This window comes from Streptomyces hamibioticus (assembly GCF_047946815.1).
Taxonomy (GTDB): Bacteria; Actinomycetota; Actinomycetes; order Streptomycetales; family Streptomycetaceae; genus Streptomyces.
This window is the reverse complement of the sequence record NZ_JBKKQY010000001.1, coordinates 3,406,005-3,430,027: the sequence shown is the minus strand read 5'-3', so window position 1 is coordinate 3,430,027 and position 24,023 is coordinate 3,406,005. Positions and strand designations below refer to the sequence as shown.

Annotated in this window: 19 protein-coding genes, 1 tRNA gene and 2 pseudogenes; 9 read left to right on the top strand and 13 right to left on the bottom strand. The window is 68.8% G+C overall.

Going from position 1 to position 24,023, the window contains the following annotated elements:
• Positions 1–142: 142 nt before the first annotated feature.
• The 4 genes from ACLGIH_RS15370 to ACLGIH_RS15355 all read left to right on the top strand — a co-directional run bounded on the left by ACLGIH_RS15370 (position 143) and on the right by ACLGIH_RS15355 (position 3,648).
• Positions 143–496: an SPDY domain-containing protein gene (locus ACLGIH_RS15370; protein ID WP_416525807.1), complete on the top strand. Its 354-nt coding sequence runs from the start codon at positions 143–145 to the stop codon at positions 494–496.
• A gap of 168 nt (positions 497–664) precedes the next feature.
• Complete coding sequence (locus tag ACLGIH_RS15365) at positions 665–1,489, top strand: SPDY domain-containing protein (RefSeq protein WP_416525806.1); 825 nt, start codon at positions 665–667, stop codon at positions 1,487–1,489.
• 76 nt (positions 1,490–1,565) lie between these two features.
• Positions 1,566–2,081: a hypothetical protein gene (locus tag ACLGIH_RS15360; protein ID WP_416525805.1), complete on the top strand. Its 516-nt coding sequence runs from the start codon at positions 1,566–1,568 to the stop codon at positions 2,079–2,081.
• Between the two features lie 283 nt (positions 2,082–2,364).
• Complete coding sequence (locus tag ACLGIH_RS15355; protein WP_473246754.1) at positions 2,365–3,648, top strand: IS701 family transposase; 1,284 nt, start codon at positions 2,365–2,367, stop codon at positions 3,646–3,648.
• A gap of 221 nt (positions 3,649–3,869) precedes the next feature.
• On the opposite strand, the gene ACLGIH_RS15350 is transcribed toward ACLGIH_RS15355, so the two are convergent.
• The 6 genes from ACLGIH_RS15350 to ACLGIH_RS15325 form a co-directional block, all read right to left on the bottom strand.
• Positions 3,870–4,250, bottom strand: coding sequence for a hypothetical protein (locus tag ACLGIH_RS15350; protein WP_416525804.1), 381 nt, complete (start codon positions 4,248–4,250; stop codon positions 3,870–3,872).
• Positions 4,251–4,354: 104 nt separating this feature from the next.
• A complete protein-coding gene (locus ACLGIH_RS15345; RefSeq protein ID WP_416525803.1) occupies positions 4,355–6,091 on the bottom strand; it encodes a relaxase/mobilization nuclease domain-containing protein in 1,737 nt (578 codons plus the stop codon).
• The gene (locus tag ACLGIH_RS15340; RefSeq protein WP_416525802.1) at positions 6,088–6,375 is read right to left on the bottom strand and encodes a mobilization protein; all 288 of its coding nucleotides are present in this window, start codon (positions 6,373–6,375) and stop codon (positions 6,088–6,090) included. The genes ACLGIH_RS15345 and ACLGIH_RS15340 overlap by 4 nt, the downstream gene beginning before the upstream one ends.
• Before the next feature lie 386 nt (positions 6,376–6,761).
• The gene (locus ACLGIH_RS15335) at positions 6,762–7,880 is read right to left on the bottom strand and encodes a hypothetical protein (RefSeq protein WP_416525801.1); all 1,119 of its coding nucleotides are present in this window, start codon (positions 7,878–7,880) and stop codon (positions 6,762–6,764) included.
• Positions 7,881–8,195: 315 nt separating this feature from the next.
• Positions 8,196–8,894, bottom strand: a complete 699-nt coding sequence (locus tag ACLGIH_RS15330; protein WP_416529391.1) for an ATP-binding protein — start codon at positions 8,892–8,894, stop codon at positions 8,196–8,198.
• Positions 8,891–9,820 (bottom strand): hypothetical protein, encoded by a 930-nt coding sequence (locus ACLGIH_RS15325; RefSeq protein ID WP_416525800.1) that lies wholly within the window; start codon positions 9,818–9,820, stop codon positions 8,891–8,893. The genes ACLGIH_RS15330 and ACLGIH_RS15325 overlap by 4 nt, the downstream gene beginning before the upstream one ends.
• Positions 9,821–10,659: 839 nt before the next feature.
• On the opposite strand from ACLGIH_RS15325, the gene ACLGIH_RS15320 reads away from it, so the two are divergent.
• Positions 10,660–11,034, top strand: coding sequence for a helix-turn-helix domain-containing protein (locus ACLGIH_RS15320; protein ID WP_416525799.1), 375 nt, complete (start codon positions 10,660–10,662; stop codon positions 11,032–11,034).
• A 42-nt stretch (positions 11,035–11,076) separates the two neighbouring features.
• The gene (locus tag ACLGIH_RS15315) at positions 11,077–12,591 is read left to right on the top strand and encodes a LacI family DNA-binding transcriptional regulator (RefSeq protein WP_416525798.1); all 1,515 of its coding nucleotides are present in this window, start codon (positions 11,077–11,079) and stop codon (positions 12,589–12,591) included.
• Between the two features lie 186 nt (positions 12,592–12,777).
• On the opposite strand, the gene ACLGIH_RS15310 is transcribed toward ACLGIH_RS15315, so the two are convergent.
• Genes ACLGIH_RS15310 through ACLGIH_RS15300 form a run of 3 tightly spaced genes read right to left on the bottom strand, consistent with a single transcriptional unit; the run spans position 12,778 to position 16,545 of the window.
• Entirely contained in the window at positions 12,778–13,524 is a 747-nt protein-coding gene (locus tag ACLGIH_RS15310) for a hypothetical protein (protein WP_416525797.1), read from the bottom strand.
• 29 nt (positions 13,525–13,553) lie between these two features.
• Entirely contained in the window at positions 13,554–16,082 is a 2,529-nt protein-coding gene (locus tag ACLGIH_RS15305; RefSeq protein ID WP_416525796.1) for a hypothetical protein, read from the bottom strand.
• A gap of 16 nt (positions 16,083–16,098) precedes the next feature.
• A complete protein-coding gene (locus tag ACLGIH_RS15300; protein WP_416525795.1) occupies positions 16,099–16,545 on the bottom strand; it encodes a hypothetical protein in 447 nt (148 codons plus the stop codon).
• A gap of 1,046 nt (positions 16,546–17,591) precedes the next feature.
• Here ACLGIH_RS15300 and ACLGIH_RS15295 point away from each other — a divergent pair.
• Together ACLGIH_RS15295 and ACLGIH_RS15290 are read left to right on the top strand one after the other, a co-directional pair.
• A pseudogene (locus tag ACLGIH_RS15295) lies at positions 17,592–17,837 on the top strand (helix-turn-helix domain-containing protein); the annotation flags it as partial.
• A gap of 345 nt (positions 17,838–18,182) precedes the next feature.
• The gene (locus tag ACLGIH_RS15290; protein WP_416529572.1) at positions 18,183–18,458 is read left to right on the top strand and encodes a hypothetical protein; all 276 of its coding nucleotides are present in this window, start codon (positions 18,183–18,185) and stop codon (positions 18,456–18,458) included.
• A 195-nt stretch (positions 18,459–18,653) separates the two neighbouring features.
• Here ACLGIH_RS15290 and ACLGIH_RS15285 read toward each other — a convergent pair.
• The 3 genes and pseudogenes from ACLGIH_RS15285 to ACLGIH_RS15275 form a co-directional block, all read right to left on the bottom strand.
• A tRNA-Pro gene (locus ACLGIH_RS15285) sits at positions 18,654–18,727 on the bottom strand.
• A gap of 33 nt (positions 18,728–18,760) precedes the next feature.
• A pseudogene (locus tag ACLGIH_RS15280) lies at positions 18,761–19,547 on the bottom strand (Pr6Pr family membrane protein).
• A 170-nt stretch (positions 19,548–19,717) separates the two neighbouring features.
• Entirely contained in the window at positions 19,718–20,644 is a 927-nt protein-coding gene (locus ACLGIH_RS15275) for a metallophosphoesterase (RefSeq protein WP_416525794.1), read from the bottom strand.
• Positions 20,645–20,844: 200 nt separating this feature from the next.
• On the opposite strand from ACLGIH_RS15275, the gene ACLGIH_RS15270 reads away from it, so the two are divergent.
• Complete coding sequence (locus tag ACLGIH_RS15270) at positions 20,845–21,309, top strand: GatB/YqeY domain-containing protein (protein ID WP_416525793.1); 465 nt, start codon at positions 20,845–20,847, stop codon at positions 21,307–21,309.
• Positions 21,310–21,514: 205 nt separating this feature from the next.
• Here the strand turns inward: ACLGIH_RS15270 and ACLGIH_RS15265 are convergent, their stop codons facing one another.
• Positions 21,515–23,839, bottom strand: coding sequence for a transglycosylase domain-containing protein (locus ACLGIH_RS15265; RefSeq protein WP_416525792.1), 2,325 nt, complete (start codon positions 23,837–23,839; stop codon positions 21,515–21,517).
• Positions 23,840–24,023 lie beyond the last annotated feature (184 nt).

Genomic DNA, 24,023 nt, shown 5'->3' with positions numbered 1-24,023 from the left:
CATACGACAGTGCTGTCTCACGCCTCGTCGCAGTTCGCCCGGGGCAGACAGCAAAGATCCGTGAACGACTGGCCAACGCTGCAATGGCATGTCAACGTGGACGACCTTCTTGCAAACCACCAGGTCAAAGAGGTGATCGCCTGTGGCTCCGGAACTCCCGAGTCCCGGATTCTCCACCACCATCGAGGCCCTGCGGTTGCGTAAGTGGCAGCTCGGCCCGGGCCAGCCCACGCTCGTAATGGATCAGTTCTGCGCCGACGACTTCAACCTGGTCGTCGACGACCGCGCGGACGTACACGTCAACTCCAAGGACGGCTCCTTCTATCTCGGATGGTTCCCGTCCGGCCGTCCTGGGACCGACAGCGAGGGATGGAAGATCGCCGTTACCGGGACGGCCAAGGTACGCGGCTACCAGATGTCCTTCGACACCGAGACGCCGGCCGATATCGTCGCCGCCGCAGTCGCTCGCGTGCTGGAGACCTCCCAGCATCTGTGACAGCAGAGGCACGGTTCGGAACTCCTCGGGCGGCTCTTCGTCTCCCTGACGCAGGGGAGGCGCGGGGACACGCAGCTCGGCCACCTGCCACCCGAGACCGCCGCAAACCCGGCCTGGCACTCCCCTCTATCCCCGCGCGTTGCTGGCGGCACGAAGACCCCCAAGCCTTTGGAGGCGCACCTGCATCCCGACTTCCCGTTCGGCCCACCTAGCCCGACGAGCGTCCCGTCCGCGTACTGGGTCGGTCCCCGGCACCTGGCCGGGGACGACGGACGCCTGTACGACGTCGTCGCCGACACCCTCGCCGGCCTGGGCTGGACGAGCCTGACGATCGTCCGTGGTCGCCAGGAGCCGGACGAGGCGCCGGAGGACCGTCAGGTCCTGCGCAGCACCGTCCTGCACATCAGTCCCGACTCCCTGCGGTGGGCGCAGTGGGTTCTGCCGGACGAGCCGTTCCACCTAGGGAACCTGCCGATCGCCTGGCAGGTCTCCGCTCGCACGGACCTGAGCAGTCCGCTCGCCCAGTGGTCGGCCTACTTCACCCCCGAAGTCCCCGGAGAGGTCCTCGCCGCCTTCCTCGCCGCTCTCGACGCCCGCGATCAGCCCGCTCTTTCACTCGGTGGCCCCGAGCTGGTCCTCGACACCGTTACGGCGCACGGGGGGCTGCGTGACGTCGACCAGCCCGGCACGGGAGCAATCGATCCGACCTTCGCCTCCCACCTCCGCCTCGGCGAGGCGCCGCCCCTCATCCAGGACGCCGACCACCCTCGGACGCTGGTAGCTCAGGCGGACGAGGCGGTCCTGGCTGGGTGGCAGGCGTGGGCCGAGCCGGCGCTCGGCGCGGGATACCTGTGGGCGGCTTCCTTCGGCCCCAGCGTGCCGCACGACCTCGTCGCCGCCTTCGCCGACTCCCTCAGTTCCAGCGCACCGGTCCTGCGCCGGGTGCTGCCGGAGAGCACACGCGACCGGCTCCTGCGCGCTCCAGCCAGCTAGCCCTGTCCGATGGGTCGGTGACTGGCGGGACCGTCGGCGACGAAGCCCAGCACGTTACTGCCGAACGGGGGAACACATGCCGGGTGCCGACCTCAAGCGCATAGCCCCGGGCCAGCCAGTCGTGAAAATCGCGGTCATGACATCGATGACGGAGACCTTCCACGAGGCCCTGCGAAATGCGCTGGCCGGTCGGGACACGGTCAGCATCCGCAGCACCCTGATCGAGATGCTGCAACGAGACCCCTCCAAGACGGAGGTCTCAGCAGCTCACACGGCGGCCAGAAGGATCGCCGAGGACGGGGACGCGGTCCTCATCTCCCTACTTCCAGACCAGGCCGGCGCCGACGCCTACGTGCCTACGGGCCGCGGGGCTAGGAGTCGGGCCTCCAACTATCTGACCGTGGACGAGAGGATCATCAAGGACTTGCCCTGCCGCATCGAGCTCGCCACAGAGAAGTGGGACGCGGTCATCGACGAAGGCATGCGGCTCACTCAGCAGGAAATCGAAAGCGACCCATTGCTCTCGGCGTTCCTGCCTGACTGGAAGGCGGAACCGCGTGCCGAGAAGAGAACCCGCCTCGCGGCGAGCTGACCCGCCGTTCAGCGCACCGGTGCCAACAGACAAGGATGAAGCGCGGCGCAGGCGATGGAGCTTCGAAAACCACCGGTACTCCATCGCCGCACTGCCTCGTTGGCGCCACACAGATCCGCGACTCATCGGGCACGCCTAATACTCCAGTCTGACTTTGCGATCTTGTGGCCGTACCCGGCGGGGAACGGGTACGGCCACCGCGTGATCATCGGTTGGTGTGTGGACAAACGAAGATCGTGCGGTGGCCGCTGGCCATAGCGTAGACCCCGCCCGCTGGCGGGCAATGTTCGACCAGGCCATGGCCCGGATCGCGGGCCGGTTCGGCCGAGTTGAGCCGAGGGCGAGCGCCCGCTCCTATCTGCTCGGACTACTGTCTTGCGTCGAGCGGAAGAACTGCTGGCGGCTGGCCGAACAGGCTGGTCACGCGCGGCCGGGGCCGATGCAGCGGCTGCTGCGCTACGCCCGCTGGGACGTCGATGCCGTCCGCGACGACATCCGCGCCTACGCCGTCGAACACCTCGGCACCGACGGTGGTGTCCTCATCGTGGACGAGACCGGTTTCGTGAAGAAGGGCCATGCCTCGGCGGGAGTGCAACGCCAGTACACCGGCACCGCGGGACGCATCGAGAACTCCCAGGTCGGGGTCTTCCTCGCCTACGCCACCAACCGGGGGCGGACGCTGATCGACCGCAGGCTCTACCTGCCCGAACACTCCTGGTGCGCTGACGTCGAGCGCCGCCACGCCGCCGGGATACCCGACGAAGTGCAGTTCCAGACCAAACCCCGCCTGGCCTGGGAGATGATCGCCGCCGCTCTGAAGGCCGGGGTGAAGGCACGGTGGGTGACCGGCGACGAAGCCTACGGGCAGGACCCACAGCTTCGCGCCGCCCTGGAAGCCCGCGGCACCGGCTACGTTATGGCCGTCGCCTGCTCGACACGAGTACGGATCAACCACGGCCGCACCACCGTCCGCGCGGACACCGTCGCCGGCCGCCTGCCCGCCACCGCCTGGCAGCGGCACAGCGCCGGAGCCGGTGCGAAAGGCCCTCGATACTACGACTGGGCCTGGGTCCACATCGGCACCAGCAGCCACCGCCACCTGTTGATCCGCCGCAACCGCACCACCGGCGAACTCGCCTTCTATCTGTGCTGGTCACCCGCCACGGTCACCCTCGCGGAACTGGTCCGTGTCGCCGGTGTCCGCTGGAGCGTCGAGGAGTGCTTCCAGGCCGCCAAGGGCCAGGTCGGACTCGACCACTACCAGGTCCGTAACTGGACCTCGTGGCACCGGCACATCACCCTCGCCATGCTCGCCCTGGCCTTCCTGACCGCCGTCGCCGCAAGCTCGGCGCCCCAGCGCCCCGCCCAGTCAACCCGTCCCACCCGCGGCCACCCGCCGATCAGGCTGACCGTCCCGGAGATCCGCCACCTACTTGCCGCCGTCTTCACCCCACCAACCGTGTCAGCGGCCAAGCTGCTGCACTGGTCCGACTGGCGGCGACAACACCAGGCGACAGCCCGCCGCAGCCACTACCGACGACGCTCCGGCGACGAACCGACTGGATAGATCACGAAACCGCACTGGAGTACTAAGGGTCATTCAACGCATCGAAGCCGGGCCTCCCGACGGGAAGCCCGGCTTCGATGCGTGTTCTGTCCTGGCGAAGCCCGTGCGCCACGGCTGGCGGCTATCGGCTACCGGGACGCCGTACGCCTCGGTTCCAGACGCCAGAACTGTCGTGTTAGCCAGTCACCACCACGTCGTTCACGCGCCGGCGCGTGCCCCGGTCAGAAGGCGTACGGGGCGAAGGAACGGACTGGTACGACAATGAGGCCCAGGAGGCGATCGAACTCAGCTCGTTCGTCCTCGTTCATGAGCTGGACGGCGCTGCCGAGCTTCTTCTCGGTGAGCTGCTCCATGAACGGGGCGAGGAAGCGCTGCAGCGCTTCAGGCGCTTCGTCCATGGTGCGCCGGTACTCCCGGTACCGCGCGAACTGTTCCTGTATCTCTTCGAGCTCGACGCGGGTGGCCCTGAAGGCGAGGGCCTGCTCCTCCTTGCTGAACGGGCGCCCGTCGCGGTGGCTCCACGTCTTGGTGTCACGCCAGCGCTTGAAGTTCGCGTCGCAGAGCAGGACGACGATCTCCGGTCGAGCTTGGGTCTTGGGCATACGGATGCTCCTCACAGGAGTGGGGTGGGTGGAGGCATCAATGGTCCGGAGAACCGCCGTTTTGCCCAACCGGCGATCGTCGGCTATGTTGCGTCGCTTTCCGGTCAGCGTCGGCGGCTGAAATCGCTCACGGCGCCCTGCACCGACAGCTTGGTGGGCGCCGGGGATCCTGGGCGCCGAATGCCCTGGGTCGGGGTGCCGTGGGGGCTTTCGGGTAGGGCTGGCAGGTGGGCGCTGCGTCGCAGGCGCCAAACGAGGACGTCGCTGACGGACGTGGCGGTGTCGAGTTCGCGTCGTCGGGTGGCTTCGGTAAGCAGGGCGGCCGGGTCGTGGCCGACTTTCTGGACGTCGTCGAGGGTGGCGGCGAGGGCGGGCCACCTGGGTTCGGCCTGGATCCGTTCGGCCAGCTCCGGCAGCACCTGGTGGAGAAGGTCAGCTTGCCGTTGCCGAACGCGCGGGGCTAGACGATGGCCTCGCTGGCCGAGGATGGCCATGGGCTCACCTGCGGCGGCCTGGTAGGCGGCGCGGAGGTGTTCGGCGGCTTGCCGGGCGGCGGCTGCCTGCTGGCTGTGGTGCTTCTTGGCGTGCCAGTTCGCCGCGGTGATGGCGAGGAAGAAGGCCATGTCGATGAGCATGGCGGTGGTGGCGCCGTCCTCGCCGCGGCCGAGGGCGGGCCCGCTGTGGACGAGATCGCGGGCGGCCTGACGCAGGGCGCGGTCGTGCCCGCGTACGGCCTTCACGTGGGAGCGGCTGGCCCGCTCGAACGCGACGGCTGCCTCGCGGAGTTCAGCGCGGGTGTGGGCGGCGGAGGTCTTGGCGAGCGCGTCCAGGATCTCCCCTGCCGCGGCGATCTGCGCTGCTGCTGTGCCGTCGTCGCCGTGGTCGATGATCAGTAGGGCCTGCCACGTGGCGGCGGTGGCCCGGCGCCGCGCGAACGCCGGACCTGTCACGGGCGGCAGGGTGGGCTGCTCCGGCCCGGAGCCGTCCGCCGAGGTGGCAGCCTCCGCCGGAAGGGTCCAGCGTTCGCGGATGCGGGGCAAGGACAGGTCGGGTGCGAGTGTGGAACCGGCGTAGAAGACCGGCTCATCGTCCTTGTTGCGGTCGTCGGGGAGGGCGACCTTGTAGCCGAGCAGGTCGCCGGAGGGCGCAATGCGCTTGCGGATCAGAAGACCGGCGGCGGCTAGCCGGTCGAAGAACTCCTCCTTGCTCGTTGCGCCGGCCGCCGCACGCCGTACGGTCTCCCGCAGCTCCTCGCGTGCCGGGCGCTCTCGACCCTCGCGTTCGGCCTTGTGCCGCTCCGCACTGGTAGCCCGCTTGGCGGCGGTGCCGTCCCCAGGCGCGACCTGGTGCAGGCCGAGTTCCTTTTCGAGCAGGCGGCACTCGGCCTGGGCCCGTTTGCCGGAGCGGTGGTGGTCCGGGCGGCGGCCGTCCTCCCGTACGAGGGTGGCGATGATGTGGATGTGGTCGTCGGCATGGCGGACGGCGGCCCAGCGGCAGCCTGCGCCATCGCCAGGATCGATGCCGGTGGCGGCGACCATGCGGCGGGCGATGTCGCCCCACTGCTCGTCGGACAAGATCGGGTCGTCGGGGGCGGCACGCACCGAACAGTGCCAGACGTGCTGGTCGGGACGCTGGTCTGCAGCAATCAGGGACAGGGGCTGGTCGAGGAGGTGCTGGAGGTCCTTCTTCGTCACCGAAGGTTCGCGGCCGGGGTCGGGGGCCATGCCGTCGAACGAAGCGACCAGGTGCGGGTCGATGTGCTCCTCGTGGGTGCCCTTGCCGTACAGGTAGTGCAAGAGCCCGAGGGTGTTGCTGCCCTGCTGGTGGATCCGGGGAATCAAGCCGCTTGGCCCTCCTGTCGGTTGGTGATCCTGTCGGCCGCCCGCTGGACGGCCTGTGCGGCGCGCTGCAGGTCGGCGAGTGCGGCAGTGAAGTGCGGGGCTTCGGCACCGGAGTTGAGTGCCTTGACGGCCTGGTTGACATTGCTGCCCGCCCAGCCGAGCTGACGGCGCACGCCGAACAGGGCCGTCAGGATGTCCCGCTCGGTAGCGATGGCCGCTGCGGTGCGGGACTGGTCGCGGGCGGCAGCCAGGGCCGAGTGGGCCAGGAACCCGGCCACGCTCATATCGACGTGCTCGGCGCCGGATCGGATGATGGCGAGTTCTTGGTCGTTGAGGCGAACGCTGTGGGCAGGGCGCTGCCTCTTGTCACGCGGACGCGACTTCCCCTTCCTGGCCTTGCCCTTGCGGCTGGCCTTGCCTGGCTGCGGTCCGCCCTCGGTCGCAGCCCTCCCGTCCGGCGCCCCCTGGTGCAGGACGGGCCCCGCCACCCCCGGGGCGGGGTCGGGTTCGGACGCTCCCCCTGCGGGGGAGTGTCCGAACCTCCAACTTGCTCGCGCTGGGGACGGGGTGGTTGGTAGGGCATTGTCGCTGGTGGTGGGGTCTTCACGGTGTGGGTCGTGCATCGAGCCTCCGTCTCAGGGGCGGCTGCGGGAGCGGTTGGCTGTGGGGATCAGGGAGCAGGGTCGCTGGGCGCGGCCTTGAGTTGGTTTTTGAATTCGCGGACGACGCGTCCGGCGTCGTCGCTGGAGACGGTGTAGCCGGCGTCGCGGAGGGCGTCCTCTACCCGGTCGCGGCCGATGCGGCCGGTCTCCTCGTACACGCGGCGGGCGAACTTCCGGATGACCTCGTCGGAGGCGCGCGGTTTGCGGTCCTCCCGTTTCTGCCGGGCATCCGGTTTTCGCTTGCGCCTGCCCGGGGCGCCGTCGGAGGCGTCACTGCCCGTATGCGGTGGGCCGTCTTCGGGTTCTGCCCGTTGTGTGGGCAGTGTTGGCGTCGGGCGGGCAGTCTCCTCTGCCCGCGGAGCTGGTTCCGGGCGGGCGGAGGGCGGTTGGCTGCTCTGCCCGGAGTAGTGGGCGGTGTACGAGGTCGGGGTGTGCCAGCGCGGCGGCAGTGCGACGGTAGCGAGGCCGAGAGCCTGCTTGCGGGTGGCGAGCTTGCGCAGCAGCAACTCGTCCTGGAGTGGGTCTCCGTCGACGTCGGCCCGCTCCAGCGCCTCGTGCAGACGATCGGACAGGCGTCGGCCCCGCAGTGTGCCGCGCTGCTTGTCGGTCATCGATTCGGCGCGGAGGATCAGGGTGACGGCGTCGCTCAGCGCACGCTCGCGGATGAACCGGGCGGCGTCCGCGTCCTGGTCGGCGATGCCCAACCTGGCCAGCAGGCGCTCGCGTGCCTGACGTACGAGGACAGCGGCCAGACCGCGCGAGGCGGCCTTCGGTGTGCGGTGGCGCAGCTCGATGCCCATGGCCAGGTGCCACAGCATCGCGGCCATGACCGGGCCTACGAAAGCGCGCACGGTGCCGCCGACGAGCCCGAACTCGGCGTAGGCGGGGATGATCTGCACTCCGGTGAGCACCCACACGAGGACGCCTGGCACGCCCGGCGCGCGTGCGGGCCCGTTGAGGTTCTGGCGTGCCATCAGCGCGGTGGCGAACAGGGCTAGCTCAGCGGTGGCGAACATGAAGGCGCGCTCGACGGTGCTGCCCATGTCCAGGTAGTCGGCGGCGAACCGCCAGCTGGTGTCCGCGCTGTAGGCGGTGCAGCCGAGCGCGGCCATGGCGGCGACCGGCATTGCGACGGTCCCGCGCCAGCGGTTTGCGCCGGGCGGCTGACGGCGCTGCTGGCGGAGCATCCATCCGGCGAGCACGAGCAAGGCGAGCAGCACCGCTGTCGTTACGGGGGAGGTGACCCAGTCCGGGAGGAGCGGGATGCTGGCGCTCTGGGCAGCCAGGCGCGTGAGGGCGGGGGAGGGCGAGTGGGGCTCCAAAGGTTGGGGGAAATGAAGGGCGGGAGTGGCCGCTTGGCTCGGTCTCCGGGGGTCTGCACCGCCAAGGGCAGGGTGTGGTGATGCGAGGCAGGGCGGGGGAGGGGCACGCGCACGGGCCGATCAGGCGGTGGGCGCGCTCCGGCGGCGTCGGTCGGGACCGGTGAGGATGACGCGTTCGGTCATCTCAGCGAGGCGGGAGGCGACGCGGTCACCGAGCGCGGTGCGCAGCTCGGGGGTCGGCAGGTTGGTGGTGATGAGGGTGGGGAGCATGCGCTCGTACCGGTGGTTGATGAGCCGGTAGGTCAGCTCCTCGGTCCACTCGCTGGTTTTGGCCGCGCCGAGATCGTCCAGGAGGAGCAGCGGGCTGCGGGCCAGCGTCTGGAGGTCCCGTTCGGCATCGTGGCCGGCACGAGGGCGGAGTCGCGCGTGGAGGTCGGCGGAGGTGGTGGCTTCCCAGCGCAGGCGGACGCCTCGGGTGAGGAGCGCGCGGAGGGCGCCGTACGCCTGGTGGGTCTTGCCCGTTCCGGTGGGGCCGACGATCAGCAGCGACGGGCCCTCGGCGATGCCGGGTCCGCCGGGTCCGGGGCGCCCGGCACCGGCCACCTGGTCGGCCCAGGCGATGATCTGCGGGTGGTCGGCCAGGGCTCGGCGGTAGCGGGCGGGGATACGGGCGTCGGCGAGCTCCAGTGCCGTGACCGGCTCGGCTGGCGGTTCCTCGGTCGCGGCACCGGGTTCGATGCCCCGGCTGGCCAGGATCGTGTTGAGCCGGTCGGCGAGCGGGCCGACGCGGCGGGGCTCTCGGGTGAGGGTGGCGGTCAGAGTTCACCTCCATAGGCGGCGTCGACGTCGCTGGGATTCGTCCATGCCCTGTGGGCGACTGGTGCGGGCGTGGCGTTCATGGCCTCGTGGACGAGGCTCGCCAGGGTGCTCGGGTGCAGACCCTTGGCTCGGTGGCGCTCGAGTCCGGCCCGGATGTGGGCGGGGGCGATGCCCTCGTCGAGCAGCTTGCGCACCTCCCGGCCGAGGTGGCCCAGGACGCCCGCTGGCGGGCGGTGGGCACATGCGGCGACGTACTCGCCGATCAGATGATCGGTCGAGACGGTGTCGGGCGCGTGGGCGCTCGCGCCCCCCGAAGGGGTAGTTCCTAGATCCATGATCCTAGGTCCTAGATCCGGACGGTGAGGCGTCACTGTCCCCGCAGCGAGCCCTCCGGCATCCTTCACGGAGTACTCCGTGAAATCCCTCTGACCTGCGGGTTCGTCGTCAGTGCCCAGGTTCACCGTGTGCTCCGGCACTTCGCCGGAGGCTTCACGGAGGGTTCCGTGAGACGACGGTGCAGGCACCGTGAAGCTGCCTCCCACGGCGCGCTCGGCGACGATCGGCATCGCGCCGGTCGGGGTGTCGTGGTGCGGGCAGCCGGGGAGACGGCTCTTGCTCGGCCGGTTGATCTTCTGGTGCTCTCGCCAGGTGACGATGTGCAGGTAGCGCTTGTGGTCCGGCCCCTGGTAGCGGCAGATCAGGCCAGCGTCGGCGAGCTGGGCGAGGTCATCCTCGACATCGGCGGGGGTGTGGTCCGGACGTAGGACCCAGAGCTGTCCGGCGATGATCGCGGCGTGGTCACGGTGGCGGCCCTGGTCGTCGGCCTGGGTGAGCAGGCCGAAGAAGGTGCGCTCGGCGGTCAGGGTGACGACGGCCAGGGACTCGGAGACGAAGGCTTCGGGCTTGATGGTGCGGATTCGTGCCAAGAGGGTGCGGTCCTCACTCGGTTGCCGGCGGGCTTGCAGCCGCGGCTCACCGTCGGTCGGGGCGGAGTGGGCGTAAGGGCAGGGCGGAGACCGGTTGTTCGCGCGGGCGCGCGGAGAACCGTTCGCGTTTCCTGGGGATGTCGTCAACATAGCCACACCCAGGTCGCACAAGTCCAGCCCAATGCGGCCGAATCTCTGACGGCAGAAAGGCTGCCGAGAATCGGGTGAAGAGGGCGGTGTGAAAACGGTAGGGCACGATCGGCGGTTGACCAAATAGTTGCCCGGAATGCCGAGCCAGAAGCATCACATCGCCAAGCCGTTGACGGGCTCTCGACGGGAAGTTACAACACAACATCCGATGTCAGAGGGTCTTCTGGTTTCGATTGACAGCTCGGAACCAGACCAAAAGGGCGGGTGAATCCGCCGCGCCCAAAACGCGCGCGGCGCAACATAGACCACGATCGCCGGTTAACCAAACCGGCGAATGCGCGCTACAACTGGAGCCATGGCAGCACGATCACTCGAAATCGGAAGGGCCGGAATGCGGGCGCCCGAATCATCGAAATCCTCCGCACCGAACACGGCATCACTCAGTGCAAGTTGACCGCACGGGGGGCCGCCCTCACCCATCCCATGTCCAGCACGATGCTGTCCCGCATCGAACGCCTCCAGCGCCGTTGTGCCGTCGACGACTCCTCGTGATCGCCGAAACCCTCCACGTCTCGCCCCTCGTGCTGCTCCAGGAGCCGAGCGACCTGCGATGAGGATCGTCCCGCACCGCTGACCGAGCACACCCACCACCGAGATAGGACCTACGCCCCTTGCATCGTCACCCCACAATGCCCTTCACCCCCACACCTTCCGTTCCCGGCACTGAGGGCGGAGCTGCCCTGCCTCGCCTCTACCGGCCCGAGGAGATCGCCGAGATCCTCGGTTGCTCGGCCTGGTGGGTCATGGACCGAGCCCGCCGCCGCCTGATCCCACACACGCGAGTCGGTCGCGCCTACCGCTTCACCGCCGGCCACCTCGCCGAGATCGTCCGCCTCTACGAGGAGCGGCCGACGCGTGCTGCGCAAGGTGTTGCGGCGGTGGCTGCTCTCGTCTCGGCGCCCACCGCTCAGGCGACCACGCAACCCCGTCGGGCGCTCGGCACTCCGACGTCGCGCCTGCGTGCCCGGCCGCCGCGTCGGATGCAGCATGACGCGGTCGCGTAGCGCGGCACCAACCGAAACAGAACAAGGGGAGGACGGCAAGACGTGGGCTTCGCGGAGAAGCGCGGAAACTACTGGCGCGGCCGATACAAGATCGAGCCCGGCAAGCACCTCACGGTCGTCGACGAAAGCGGCAAGGCGATCAGGTTCGCCACCAAGGGCGAGGCCCAGCGGGCCGCGAGTGAGGCCGAGAACAAGTACCGGCGCGGCGACTGGCGCGACCCGGCTCTTGGCCAGGAGACCTTCGGCGAGTACGCGAGCCGCTGGTACGAGGCGCAGGACCTGGCCGCGTCGACGATGCAGAACTACAAGCGCCACATCGAGGAGCACCTACTCCCCGACTTCGAGGACAAGGCGCTAGTCGGCATCCTGCGCTCGGACGTCGAGCTGTGGGAGAAGAAGGAGCGGGCCGTGTACGCGGCCTCCAGCGTCAAGACCTGGCGCTCGATGCTCCACCTGATCCTCGAAGACGCGATCGACGAGGGGCTGATCACCTCCAACCCCGCCGCCAGGCGGCGCGGGCGCGGCAAGCGCGCCGGCCGCTCACGCGACCGGGGCCCGGAGAAGGTCATCACCGACGCGCTCGGCATCCTGCTGGCCGCTGAGCGGGCGTCCCTGCTCTCCGGCCGCGACGACGAGTTCGTCGCCGTGGTGCACAAGGGCTACACCGGCATGCGCTGGGCCGAAATGGTTGGCCTGGAGACAGAGTTCGCCCGGCCCGGCTCCTTCCGCGTCGAGTGGCAGCTGTACGAGCTGGACACCGGCCAGCTGGTGCGCGTCCCGCCCAAGGACGACAGCTACCGCACCATCGACTCGATGGACTGGCTCTCTGCCCTCGTCGCTAACCACATCGCCCGCACGAAGCCGCGCCCCTGCCCCTGCCACGGCAAGACCTACGTCTACCGCGGACTCGGCGCGGCCCGCTCCGGCGGCCACCAGGGCGCCAAGCTCGTTGACGTCGCCCACCGTGCCGGCGTCTCCACGGGCACGGTGTCCAACGTCCTCAACCACCCCGACCGCGTCGCCGAAGCCACACGCGCCAAGGTGGAGCAGGCCATCGCGGACCTTGGTTTCGTACGCGGCGGCACGGTGTCCGAGCACGCGCCCCACTGGCGCCGCAACGGCTTCGCCACCTGGCTGTTCACCCCCGCGGTCTCCGGCTGGTATCCGAAGAAGGCACCCCAGGAGGCCCGTCCCGTGCCACTCCTGGGTGAGCCCTGGCCCGGCGTCCCGGCCCGAGGCCGCAATGCAACCGACCGCGCCGACGCCTGCTGGGTCCCCATAGCCAGGGGCCTCACGCCCCATGGCCTCCGCCACACCCATCGGACGATCATGGAGGACCTCGGCACCGAGAAGGTCCTCATGGACGAGCGCATGGGCCACATCGACGGCTCCGTCTCGGCCCGCTACGCCCACGTCACCTCCGGCATGCGCCGCCGCCTCATGGCCGGCCTGACCGAACAGTGGGAGGTGGCCCTCGACGCCCGCCTGGCGATGTGCCCCACGTCACCGGTGCGCGTCCTCAACGACCTCCTGCGCGCACGTCTCGCCATGCGCTGATTGATTCCCACTACGCATCGTCGCTGCGGTGGCCGTGCAGGCGGTAGCCCATCTCGTCTGGATGCCGCATGACCCGTGCAAGGCGCCAGGCGGCGTCATAGGACAAGCGACCACGCTCCCGTACACGCAGCCGCAGAGCCAACACACTGGTGACAGGGTCAAGCACCCAGCGCAGCGCGGCAGTCTTCACCGCACCTCACCCGAGAGGAGTGCGAGGTGGTGGGCGGTGTGCTCGTCGCCGAACGCGCGGACAGCGTCGACAAGGAGGGTGAGCAGTTCTCTGCGGCCTTCCTCCGTCAGGCCGGCAACGAAGTCGTGGAGCAGCTGTGCCACCGTTACCCACTGCTGTCCTGGCTGCCACTGCTGCACCTCACGCACCAGGTCGTCGAGGTCGGTGCCCGTCGGCGGGCCGCCGAGCCGGGACCAGTGCTTCGACGCCCCCTCCAGAAGCCCATAGAGGCGGGCCGCGGCCGGGTTGGCGAGGATCTCCTCCCGGAGGAACGCCTCGCGGGCTCGGACCTGCCGTCGTGCCAGCTCGTCCAGCTCGTGGTCGTGCCGGATGCGTTCCTCCTGCCGCCGGTACTCCTGCTGCACGCGTTCCGAGTGGAGAGCGGCCCTCCGCGTGGTGTCGTCCACGCTGATGCGTACGTGCACATCGGTGACCACCACGCCGTCGGCCGCGAGGGGCAGCTTTGCCCGGACGGCGATGGTGATGTCCTGCTCGGCGGCTTCGGGACGGAGGACGTCACAGCGCTCGGCCGCCTTTTCGATCGCTCTCCTTGCAAGGCGCGGAGCTGTATGCCGATTCGCCGGCCGGATGGCGTCGGCGCGGCGCCAGGTAACCCGGATCTCGCTGGTGAAGAACAGCAAGGGGTCCGTACTCCTGAGACGGTCCGTGAAGACGGACGTCCAGCTGGCGTCATCTTCTGTCATCTGCGCAGGCGCATTGGCCGTCCGGCGTCTCATGCGGCGTCGACCTCCGCATCGCCCTGAGGCTCATCACCGGGAGCGCTCGGCGAGGCGGACTGAGACACGACCGGCTGATTACGCCGGGCGATGAGGTCCTGGTCGAGCAGGGCGGACAGTTCGCGTTTGAGGTCTTCCTTCTCCTCGGTGTAAGGACGGTCCTGTCCCTGCACCCACCACTGGGCGGAAGTTCGCAGAGTTTCGCGAAGGATTGGCCCTTCGGTACCTGGAACGTTCACGGCCCGGCGCATCGTGTCGAAGACGACCGACCTGAATTCATGCCGTTCCAGTGCCGCATCAAGCCAGGTGAAGACGGCTTTGTCGAGGTCGCGTTCCCCTGTCGGCCCCGCGGCCTGGCGCAGCAGAGTGCGCCAGCCCGTAACAAGTCCTTGCACAGTGGGGCGGAAGGAGTCCGCCTCGTCGAGGCTCTCCTCGAACATCGCTTGGAGGAGTGGCGGAAGGCCGGTTGCCTCGGGCGGGGAGTTCAGGGCCAGCGCGGTGAACGTGCGGTGCCCGACGGTCTGGCTGGTCGTGTCCGACTTGCACCAGTCGACGACGTACCCGAACAACATCTGCCGTACGGTGGCGTCCTCCCAAAGGACGCGTACCGCCTCGCGCAACACGTCGAGCACGTCGGGACGACCTTGCGCTGCCACATTCCTGAGCCGACGTAACGCCTTGGCGGTATGCCGGCGGCCGAACGCGCCTGTACACACCTCTACAACGGCTCTCTGCAGGTGGGGCTGGCTTCGGTTCGACCAGGCGAGCAGCATGGAATGGATGTAGGGAGCGCTGGCGGCATGGATGGCTGCGGAGTCCAGAAGTGCAACGGCCAGCGGCCACAGCTCCTTGGTGGTTCCGTGCTTGTACCACTCCTCGACTATCCGCTCCAGCGGGGTCTGCCGCCGATGGCGAACGGCCCATTGCAGAGCGAACTGGCCCACGCGCTCTGCCAGGGCAAGCCGGCCATCCCTGCTGATGATCTCCAAGGCTTCCCTGCTCGTGCTGGTGTCGAGGACAGGTGCCTGCGCGAGCCACTTCAAGAACGTGGTGCGAGCCAGAGGGCGATCGTTCCAGAAGTACTCGATGACGGCGTCGTCCCAGTGCGGGCGGGTGAAGGTGAGGGTGCCGTCATGCTCGCGCTCTGCTCCGATGGCCCTCGTCATGGCGATGACTCCGGGTTCCCGCTGTCCGTCCACCTCGACCTTTGCGCTGTCGAGCTGTTCGGTCAGCTTCGCCGCGCTGGCGTAGACATGTCCGACCGGATCGCCACGCAGAACAGCTGCAGCCAGCAGGAAGTTGCGCTCGAAGCTGGTACGGGATCGCCCCTCGGGCTCGTGCCACATGTAAAGCGCTTCTTCCCAGTTGCTGTGGGCGGCCGCAACGTTGGCTACTTGCTCCTCGAACGTCAGGCAGGGGGGAACCGTCCCGCTGATGCTTGAGCGCCTGGCCTGGGTCGGATGCATCTGCGGCTGCGGATTGGGCTGCCGGTGCTCCTCCAACATGAGGTACACGAGGTTGAGCACATCGGTTGGGGCTTGGCCGGTAAGAAGTGGCTTGATGTTCGGGTGATCAAGCCACTGATCTGCTGGAAAGTCGGGCTCCTGCCCGAGAAGCCACCGCTCGGCGATGTCGCGCGGATCCACCGTGCCCAACTCCGGGGCGACGCCGTCCGGCGCCCCATGGGCGATGCGCCTCCACTGCTCGGGGCGAGTGAGGACGATCAGTCGGCAGTCACGCCGCTGGAGGCGCTCGACAAGCTTGTTGAGGTTGGCCCCGAAGGAGTCCTCGACCGCGAAATCATCCTCATCGGGCGGAAGTTCCAGCAGGTACCCGCAACGGCGGTCGTGTGGAAGGCGCCTGGTCGGGAAGTGCTTGGAGCCGCCGAAGGGCAGCGGCCGCACTTCGGCGATGACGCCGTCGTCCAGGAGATGAGCGAACAATGCGTAGGCGGTGAAGGTCCGGCTGCTGTTCGGCGGGCGGCTGATGACCAGGACGGAGCCTGCCGCACGCAGGGCTTCAAGAGCTTGCTTGAAGGAGCTGGGCGCCAGTCGGTCCTCATGACGGGGCTCGGCGTACACCTCGTGGACTACGCCCAGGTACTCGGGCGAGATCGGGGCGTGCGAATCGAGGGTCTGCTCGTACACGTACTTCGTGCCGACTTGTTCGCCATTGTTGATGAAGGCCCGTTGCAGCACGGCGGCCTGCCCGACCGCCTCCACCGCGTCGCGCATCGGTGTCCACACTTTAGGCCGCCGCGGGAAGTTGTCGTCGGAGGGGCGCTTGGCATCCGCGGTCTCTGCCGACGTCTTGATTGCCGGCACGGTCGACGCAGCGTTGCTGGGCGGGTCGGGAGGGAAAGGTGGCAGCTCGGGCAGGCTGCTCGGTTCGGTAGCTGGATTCTGCTGTGCCGACGCGGGTGGCGCCCAGGGTGCCGGCTGCTCGCCCTCTCGCCCGTCGCTTTCCGTGGACGGGGGCAGGGCCTGCGGCGGGCGCTCTCCAGTAGGGCTGTCATCGAAGCTCATGCTGTTGCCGCCTGCCTCAGCCGATCGTGCCGTCTACCTCGATGCCGACCTGTTCGCCCCTCTCCTCGATGGTCCCGGCCTCCTGATCGACGCGTGCTCGTCCGCGTTCCGTGATGTCGCCGCCGACGCGCATGCCGACCTGCTTGCCGCGAAGGAAGTCGGCTCGCTGCGAGACCTCCACCCCGGGCCGGTCTGCCTCCTTCTCGTCACCGAAGGGCAGGCGGCACCCGTAAACCTCCTCCAAGTCCCGACGCAGGCGTCCCAGAAGCTCCCGCAATTCCGTGTCATCGCCCTGGAGGAACTCGGGCCGTGACAGGTAGACGCGGAGCGCGCCGTGGGCCCCGGTGATGCGTCCGACGCGCTCGTCAGTGAGTTCAGGGGCCCTGACCACGAGGGGCTGCGTTTGCTCCGGCACGTGCTCCGGCTCTTCCACCGGTACTCGACCTGCGCGCCGGTCCAACACCGCACTCGCTCGGTCGAAGAGAAACCTGACCGCCTCGGTCAGCAGCGTTCCGGCAAGGACGGGAAATGCCAACGGGTCCATGTGCGTGCTTCCTCCCCCGGAGCCCGTACGACAGCCGCATTCCCATCGGTAGGTGCGACCGGCATGTACGCGGGCAAAAACGGGCTTCACCGTACGAGGGTGATCAAGGGGAAGGACAGACGGGAAATCGGTCTCTTGGTGAGGTGGCCGAAGAGCAAGTGTTGACAGTCGGTAGCGGCGTCATGTCGCCTGAGTGATGAGTCGGTGGCTTCAAGCGTTTGTCCCAGCAGCTCTCGTCCTTGGCTGGAACCACGCGATGTTCGATCTGTGTTCGCGCTGGGGCGGTGTCCGATTCAGGATGCCGGGTGCCCATGCTGCCGGCGGCCGACGGTGTTCATGGAGTGAGGCGGCCGCATGAAGCCTGCGGGGGCATCGGACCCACGGCCGGGGTGCCTACTCAGGAGTCAGCGGGACCCTCAAGGCAGTCCGGTGTGCTGCGCCCGTGGCGGAAGCCAGGCTGGATCGACGCTGTGGGGAGCCCGGCCATCAGACCCCGCCAGCAGTAAGGGTGGGCTTGGACAAGAGCGGATCAAAATTCCTTGGAAAGGACGCTGACCAGGAGGGGGGCGAGTCTGTCTTTTGATTCGGGTGCAGACGTCCACAGTCTGGCCACACCCTGGGGAGTGGCCCCAGGGCCTGCGAGCCTGAGACGATCGGGGCATCGACGGGGGCGTTTGTAGCCCCAAGTCCCTGCACATGCGGTGCGGTTGAGACGTCGACCCTCCGACTCACTCCTGGAGAGGCATCATGTCCAGTTTTCCTTCGCGCGATGGCGCACTCGCCGAGTACACCTTCTGTTCTACGGGGTCCCCCGAGGGGCGGTGGGCTACGCCGCCAGTGCTGGTCGTGATCGTCGTACTCGTATCAGTGCTAGCTGTTCACGCTGGCCCTGACCGCGCGGTTTCGGGTACGGCCGCAGTACTGGCCGGAGCCCTGGTCGAGCTGCTGGTCGGTAATCGCACTGCATGCGCCAGGGCAGAACAGGGGTCGTAGCAGTGGGTCGGTGCGCCAAGAGCATCGACGTCGGTGCGGGGCCTCGACTGCGCGAACTGGTGGAATACCTGCGTGAGCTTAAGGCTACGAGCCGCGTCACTTACCGCGAGATGGCGAGGCGTACAGGGCCCAAGCCTTATTACTGCGGTGCTTCGACGCTCAGCCAAGCAGTCACTGGGTCTCGGCTTCCTCGGCTCCAGGCCGTGGAAGCCTATGCTCGCGCAGTTGGTGATCGCGCCGACCACCAGGCGCGTCAGCGTCGCGTGGGGCGAGCCCGTCAACTGTGGAAGGCTGCGGCCATTGAGGAGACTCGTCCACTTCAGGCAGACCGTGGGCGTCGGCTCCGACAGATCCGTACGCCGGAGGCTCTCGGCCAGGGCCTAGCGAGGCTCCGCGCGCGGGCAGGCCAGCCGTCTCTGCGCGAGATCGAACGAGAGACCGCTGCTCGTGGACACCGCGTGCCGCGATCGACCTGCCGGCTGATCTTGGCTGGGTGCGTCCTGCCCACCTCGGAGCAGTTGACAGTCCTCCTGTACGCCTTCGCTGTCACCGAAGCTGCCTCCATGGGCTGGCGTATCGCACTGAGCCGGATCGCGACGAGCAGGAACCCTGCGCCGATCTGGCCCGGTGGGTGTGTGTGTCCAGACGGTGACCCCGCCGTTATCGCGTTTCTTGAACGTCGTGGTCGCGACGAAAGGATCAAGCGGAAGGCCGGGCAACTCCGCCAGGACGAGGACTACGACGCATGGCTGGAGGTGCGAGCTGCCAAGGTTTTCTATCGGCGCTGGTGGGACTACCTGGACGAGGACGAGCTGGATCAGTTTGAGCAGAGTGGATGACTGCCCCTACAGGCTGGATGGCATGCCGAAGGCCGCCAACAAGCGGTGACTGGGAGCGGCGAGCAGAGCGGCCACGGAGGCGTGGGGGGCAGATTTCTGGACTCGGCTCCCAAACGGCTCCCAAGGTGATCCAGGAAACCACTCAGGGGCCCGACCCGCAATGCGGATCAGGCCCCTGACCTGGTGTTTCAGCTGTCGGGGTGGCGGGATTTGAACCCACGACCTCTTCGTCCCGAACGAAGCGCGCTGCCAAGCTGCGCCACACCCCGAGTGTCGTCGCTGTCGCGGCGACGTCGTTTACTTTAGCCCACCGGTGCCCGGAGACGAAATCCGGTTTTACCAGCGGCGGCGCAGCGGGTTCGGGCGGGCGTGGTCCAGGGCGACCAGGAGGACCGCCAGGGCGTAGACGGACAGGCCCAGGAGGAGGGCGTTGCCGAGGACGCCCCGGTAGCCGTGCTGGTCGACGTCGAGGAAGGGGTAGAGATAGCGGGCCGTGCTGTTGGGAAGGAGCAGTTCGCCGCGAGTGAGGGAGAAGGCCAGGTAAGCCAGGGGGTACAGCAGCCATACCGCCGCCTGGCGCAGGTGCAGGCGGGCCGGTGGGGTCAGCAGCAGCCAGTCCAGTGCGGCGGCGATCGGGACCGCGGTGTGCAGGATGTGGTTGGCGACCGTGTGCCAGCCGCCCGTGGCGCCGGCCTGGCCGGTCACGGAGAGAGCGGTCGTCGCGTCGGCCAGGAGCAGGTGGTGCACCAGGCCGGCGACGACCACGTACAGCAGTGCCGCACCCGTCAGGGCGCCCGGCAGGGGGCGGCGGGCGGTCCAGGCTCGGCGCGCCGAGGCGAGGAGGACCAGGGCCAGCAGGGCGCTTGCCTGGATCGTGAAGTAGCTCATGACCCGGGTCGGGGGCCCGAGGAGGAGCGCCAGGGCGACGCCGGCCAGGGCGAGTGCGGCCACCAGCAGGCGGAACACGGCCGCGAGAGGGCGGCGTACCGGCGGTACCACGGCCGTGGCCGGGACCGGGGAGGGCAGCAGCTTGGGGGGACCCGGGACCGCGGGGAGGTCCGGGATGTCCCTGGGTATCGGGGCGGTCATGCCCCCAAGCTAGGGAGATGGGGTGAATGGGGCGATACGGGTGGGCCGAGTGGGGGACCTCCGGGCCTTTCGGCCCCGCACGCCGGCGGTCTGCGTCCGGCCCCGCCCCACCGGCGTTCGCCTACTTCCCCGCGCCGGCGGTCACCGGATCCCGCCCCGCCGGCATTCCTCTACTCCCGTCCCACCAGGGTCAGCAGCGTCGCCTCCGGTGGGCAGGCGAAACGTACCGGCGTGTAGCGGTTCGTGCCGCAGCCCGCCGAGACGTGGAGGTACGCCGTACGGCCGTCGGACGTGTGTGTGGACAGGCCTTTCACGCGGTCCGTGTCCAGGTCGCAGTTGGTGACCAGCGCGCCGTAGAAGGGGATGCAGAGCTGGCCGCCGTGGGTGTGGCCGGCCAGGATCAGCGGGTAGCCGTCCGCCGTGTACGCGTCGAGTACGCGCAGGTACGGTGCGTGGACCACGCCCATCGAGAAGTCGGCCGAGGAGGACGGGCCGCCGGCCACCTCCGCGTACCGGTCCCGCTTGATGTGCGGGTCGTCCAGGCCGGTCAGCTCGATCGACAGGCCCTCGGTCTTGAGCACGCCGCGCGTGTTGGTCAGGTCGAGCCAGCCCGCGGCGTCGAAGCCGTCGCGCAGTTCCTCCCACGGGTTGTGGACGACGCCCACGGCGGGCGCGTTGCCGTTCAGGCCGTGGCGGCCCTGGGCCTTCTCGATCAGGTACCGGGCGGGGTTGCGGAGCCGGGGACCGTAGTAGTCGTTGGAGCCGAAGACGTAGGCGCCGGGGAATTCCATGAGCGGGCCGAGGGCGTCCAGGACCTCCGGGACGCCTTCCGGGTCGGAGAGGTTGTCGCCGGTGTTGATCACGAAGTCCGGGCGCAGGCCCGCCAGGGAGCGCAGCCAGCGCTGCTTCTTGCGCTGCCCGCCGACCATGTGGATGTCGGAGACCTGAAGGACGCGCAGGGGACGCATGCCCGAGGGGAGGGCGGGGACCGTCACCCGTCGGAGGCGGAAGGACCGGGCCTCGAAGCCCGCCGCGTAGACCAGGCCGACGGCGCCGGCCGCCGCGAGGGACAGGGGCACTCCGTATCGCGCACGCATACGTCCATCGTGTCAGACGATGGTGTGCAACGTGTCCGGCGGCGGGTCGAAAACGCCTGCCCGCCCCGCCTCTTCGAACGGCAGGTCGGCACCGGGTGTCCCGCCGTGCGGGCGGGCGAGTGTCCTTTCCCCGGGCGACGGGCGTCCCGCAGTTGAAATCAGCAGGCGCCCCGCCCCGCGCACCTGCGACAATCGGGCGCATGACCACGCTCAAGTCGAAGCTGCAGGATGACCTCAACGCCGCGATCAAGGAGCGCGACGAGCTCCGCTCCTCGACGCTCCGGCTGACGCTCACGGCGATCACCAAGGAAGAGGTCTCGGGGAAGGAGAAGCGTGAGCTCTCCGACGACGAGGTCCTCAAGGTGATCACGCGTGAGGCGAAGAAGCGCCGTGAGGCCGCCGATGCCTTCGCCCAGGGCGGTCGCGCCGAGCAGGCCGAGCGGGAGAAGGCGGAGGGTGAGGTGCTCGCGGCCTACCTCCCCAAGCAGCTGTCCGACGAGGAGCTGAACGCGATCGTCGCCCAGGCCGTCGAGGAGGCCAAGGCGGCCGGTGCCGAGGGGCCGCGTGCCATGGGCGCCGTGATGAAGATCGTCAACCCCAAGGTGGCCGGGCAGGCCGAGGGCGGCCGTGTCGCCGCCACGGTCAAGAGGCTGCTCGCCGGCTGACCAGGCGGCCGCCCGGGCCGGCCCTCCCCGGCTGCCGGCCCGCCGGCCCGCCGAACCGCCGACCCGAGAACAGCGAACGGCCCCTTCACTCCGTGAGGAGAAAGGGGCCGTCCGCCATATGGCCGTATGCCTGCCGCCCGGTGCCGGTGCCTGATGCCCGTGCCCGGACGGTGCCCGTGCCCGGAGCGCGGCCGCTCGGCTTCGCTCAGCGCCAGCCGCCCGTGCCGCCGTCTCCCTGGCCCTGGACGAAGCCCTCCGGGATGGAGTAGGACGGGTCCGGCTCGGCGCCGCCGTTGCCGTTGCCGTTACCGCCGTTGCCGTTGCCGTTGCCGCCGTTGCCGTTGCCGCCGGTGAACAGGCCCCCGAGGAAACCGTCGTCGCCGTTGCCCCTGCCGCCGCCGTCGTCTCCGTCGTCGCCGTTGTTGCCGTCGTCGCGGTCGCCGTCACCCTTGTCGCGGTCCCCGTCGGGGATGTCGATGAGGTTGAAGGAGGGGGCGTCCTTGCCGGCCAGGGCGCCGGACATGGCGTCCTTCCAGATCGGGCCGGGGACCGCACCGCCGAAGACCAGGTCGTGGTACCGGCCGCCGATCGTGATGTTCTTCATCTGGACCTTCTGGGTGGCGCTGCCGACCCAGACCGCACCCGACATGTTCGGCGTGTAGCCGACGAACCACGCGTTCTTGCGCTCGTCGGTCGTACCCGTCTTGCCCGCGCTCTCGCGGTCGGTGAGACCGGCCTGCCGCCCCGTGCCGGAGTCGACCACGCCGCGCAGCAGCGTGTTGATGCTGTCCGCGGTCTGCTCGGACACGGCCCGCGAGCAGGTCGACTTGGGCACCTCCAGCGACTTGCGCTGGTTGCCGACCTTCTGGGTGATCGACTCGATGGCGATCGGCGTGCAGTACATACCGCGGGAGGCGAAAGCGGCGTACGCGCTCGCCATCGTCAGCGGGGACAGGCCGACCGAGCCCAGCGAGATGGCGGGGGTCTCCGGCAGCTTGTCGCCGTTGCCCTGCCGGATGTGCAGCTTGTCCATGACGTCGACGACGGGGCAGAGGCCGATCTCGGAGATCATCTGCACGAAGTAGGTGTTGACCGACTTGGCCATCGCCTCCTTCATGCGGTACGGCCCGACCTCCGACTCGTTCTCGTTCTCCACGGTCTCACCGCGCGTGTTGACCCACGGCTTCCCGTCGCACGTCTGGACCGGGCTCGGGTACTCCATGTCGTACGGCGACGAGTACTCCTTCGTCGCGGGTACGCCCTTTTCCAGCGCCGCCGCCGCGACGAACGGCTTGAACGTCGAACCGGTCGGGAAGCCGAAGTTGGAGCCGCCGTAGGCCGCGTCGACCGAGTAGTTGTACTCGGTCTCGTTCTTGCCGTAGCCGAACGGCTTCGACTGGCCCATCGCGACGATCTTGCCGGTGCCGGGCTCCACCAGGGTGGAGGCCGCGGCGACCGAGTCCGACTTGTTGACGTGGTCCTTGAGCGACTGCTGCACCGACTCCTGCGCCTGCGGGTCGAGCGTCGTACGGATGGTCAGTCCGCCCTGGTTCCAGATCTTCGCCCGCTCCTTGCGGTTCTTGCCGAAGACCGGGTCGCTGAGGAAGACCTTCTCCACGTACTTGCAGAAGAAGCTGGCCCCCTTGACCGCCGTGATGCAGCCGTTCTTGGGGCGGCTGACCTCCAGGCCCAGCGGGGACTTCTTGGCCTTGTCGGCCTCCGCCTGGGAGATGTCGCCGACCTCGGCCATGCGCTGGAGCACGACGTTGCGCCGCTTCTTGGCCTCCGCCTCGTCGTTGACCGGGTCGTACCGGCTCGGCGACTGGACGATGCCGGCCAGGAGGGCGGCCTCCTGGAGTTCGAGGTCCTTGGCGTGCTTGGAGAAGTAGCGCTGCGAGGCGGCCTCGACGCCGTAGGCCTGCTGGCCGAAGAACGTGATGTTCAGGTAGTTCTCGAGGATCTTCTTCTTGCCCAGCTCCTCCTCGACCTGGATCGCGTACTTCAGTTCGCGGATCTTGCGGCCGATGGTCTGCTGGGTGGCCTGGGCGACCTTGGTCGGGTCGTCACCGGCCTCCTCGACGAAGACGTTCTTGACGTACTGCTGCGTGAGCGTGGACGCGCCCTCGGAGACCTCGCCGCTGCGCGCGTTCTTGTTCAGGGCGCGCAGCACGCCCTTCAGGTCGACCGCGCCGTGCTGGTAGAAGCGCGAGTCCTCGATCGCGACGATCGCCTTCTGCATGTACGGCGAGATCTCCTTGAGGGAGACCACCGTGCGGTCGCGCGAGTAGACCGTGGCGATCAGGTCGCCCTCGGCGTCGAGGATCGTGGTGCGCTGGCTGAGCGGCGGCGTCTTCAGGTTGGCCGGGAGCTCGTCGAAGCTCTCCACCGAGCCCTTCGCGGCCAGCCCCAGCGCGCCCACCGCGGGCAGCGCGATGCCGGCCAGGACGGCTCCCGCGAGCACACTGACACCGAGGAACTTGGCGGCCTGCTGCGTGGGTGACAGACCACCGCCCGAGCGCTTGTTTGGCATGAGGGCAGCCTACGTTCTCATTCGCCGGACACGCGTATATGCCTTGGCCTAAGCTGCTCTCAACTGTCACAGCGGTGAGGCCACGTATCAATACGTCCGGTGGCGCCGAATCGTTCCGGATCTGCTCAGTTTTTTTCGTACCGGTTGCGGACGGGGCGTGTTGGAGTGCGTGGGCGCGTGTCGG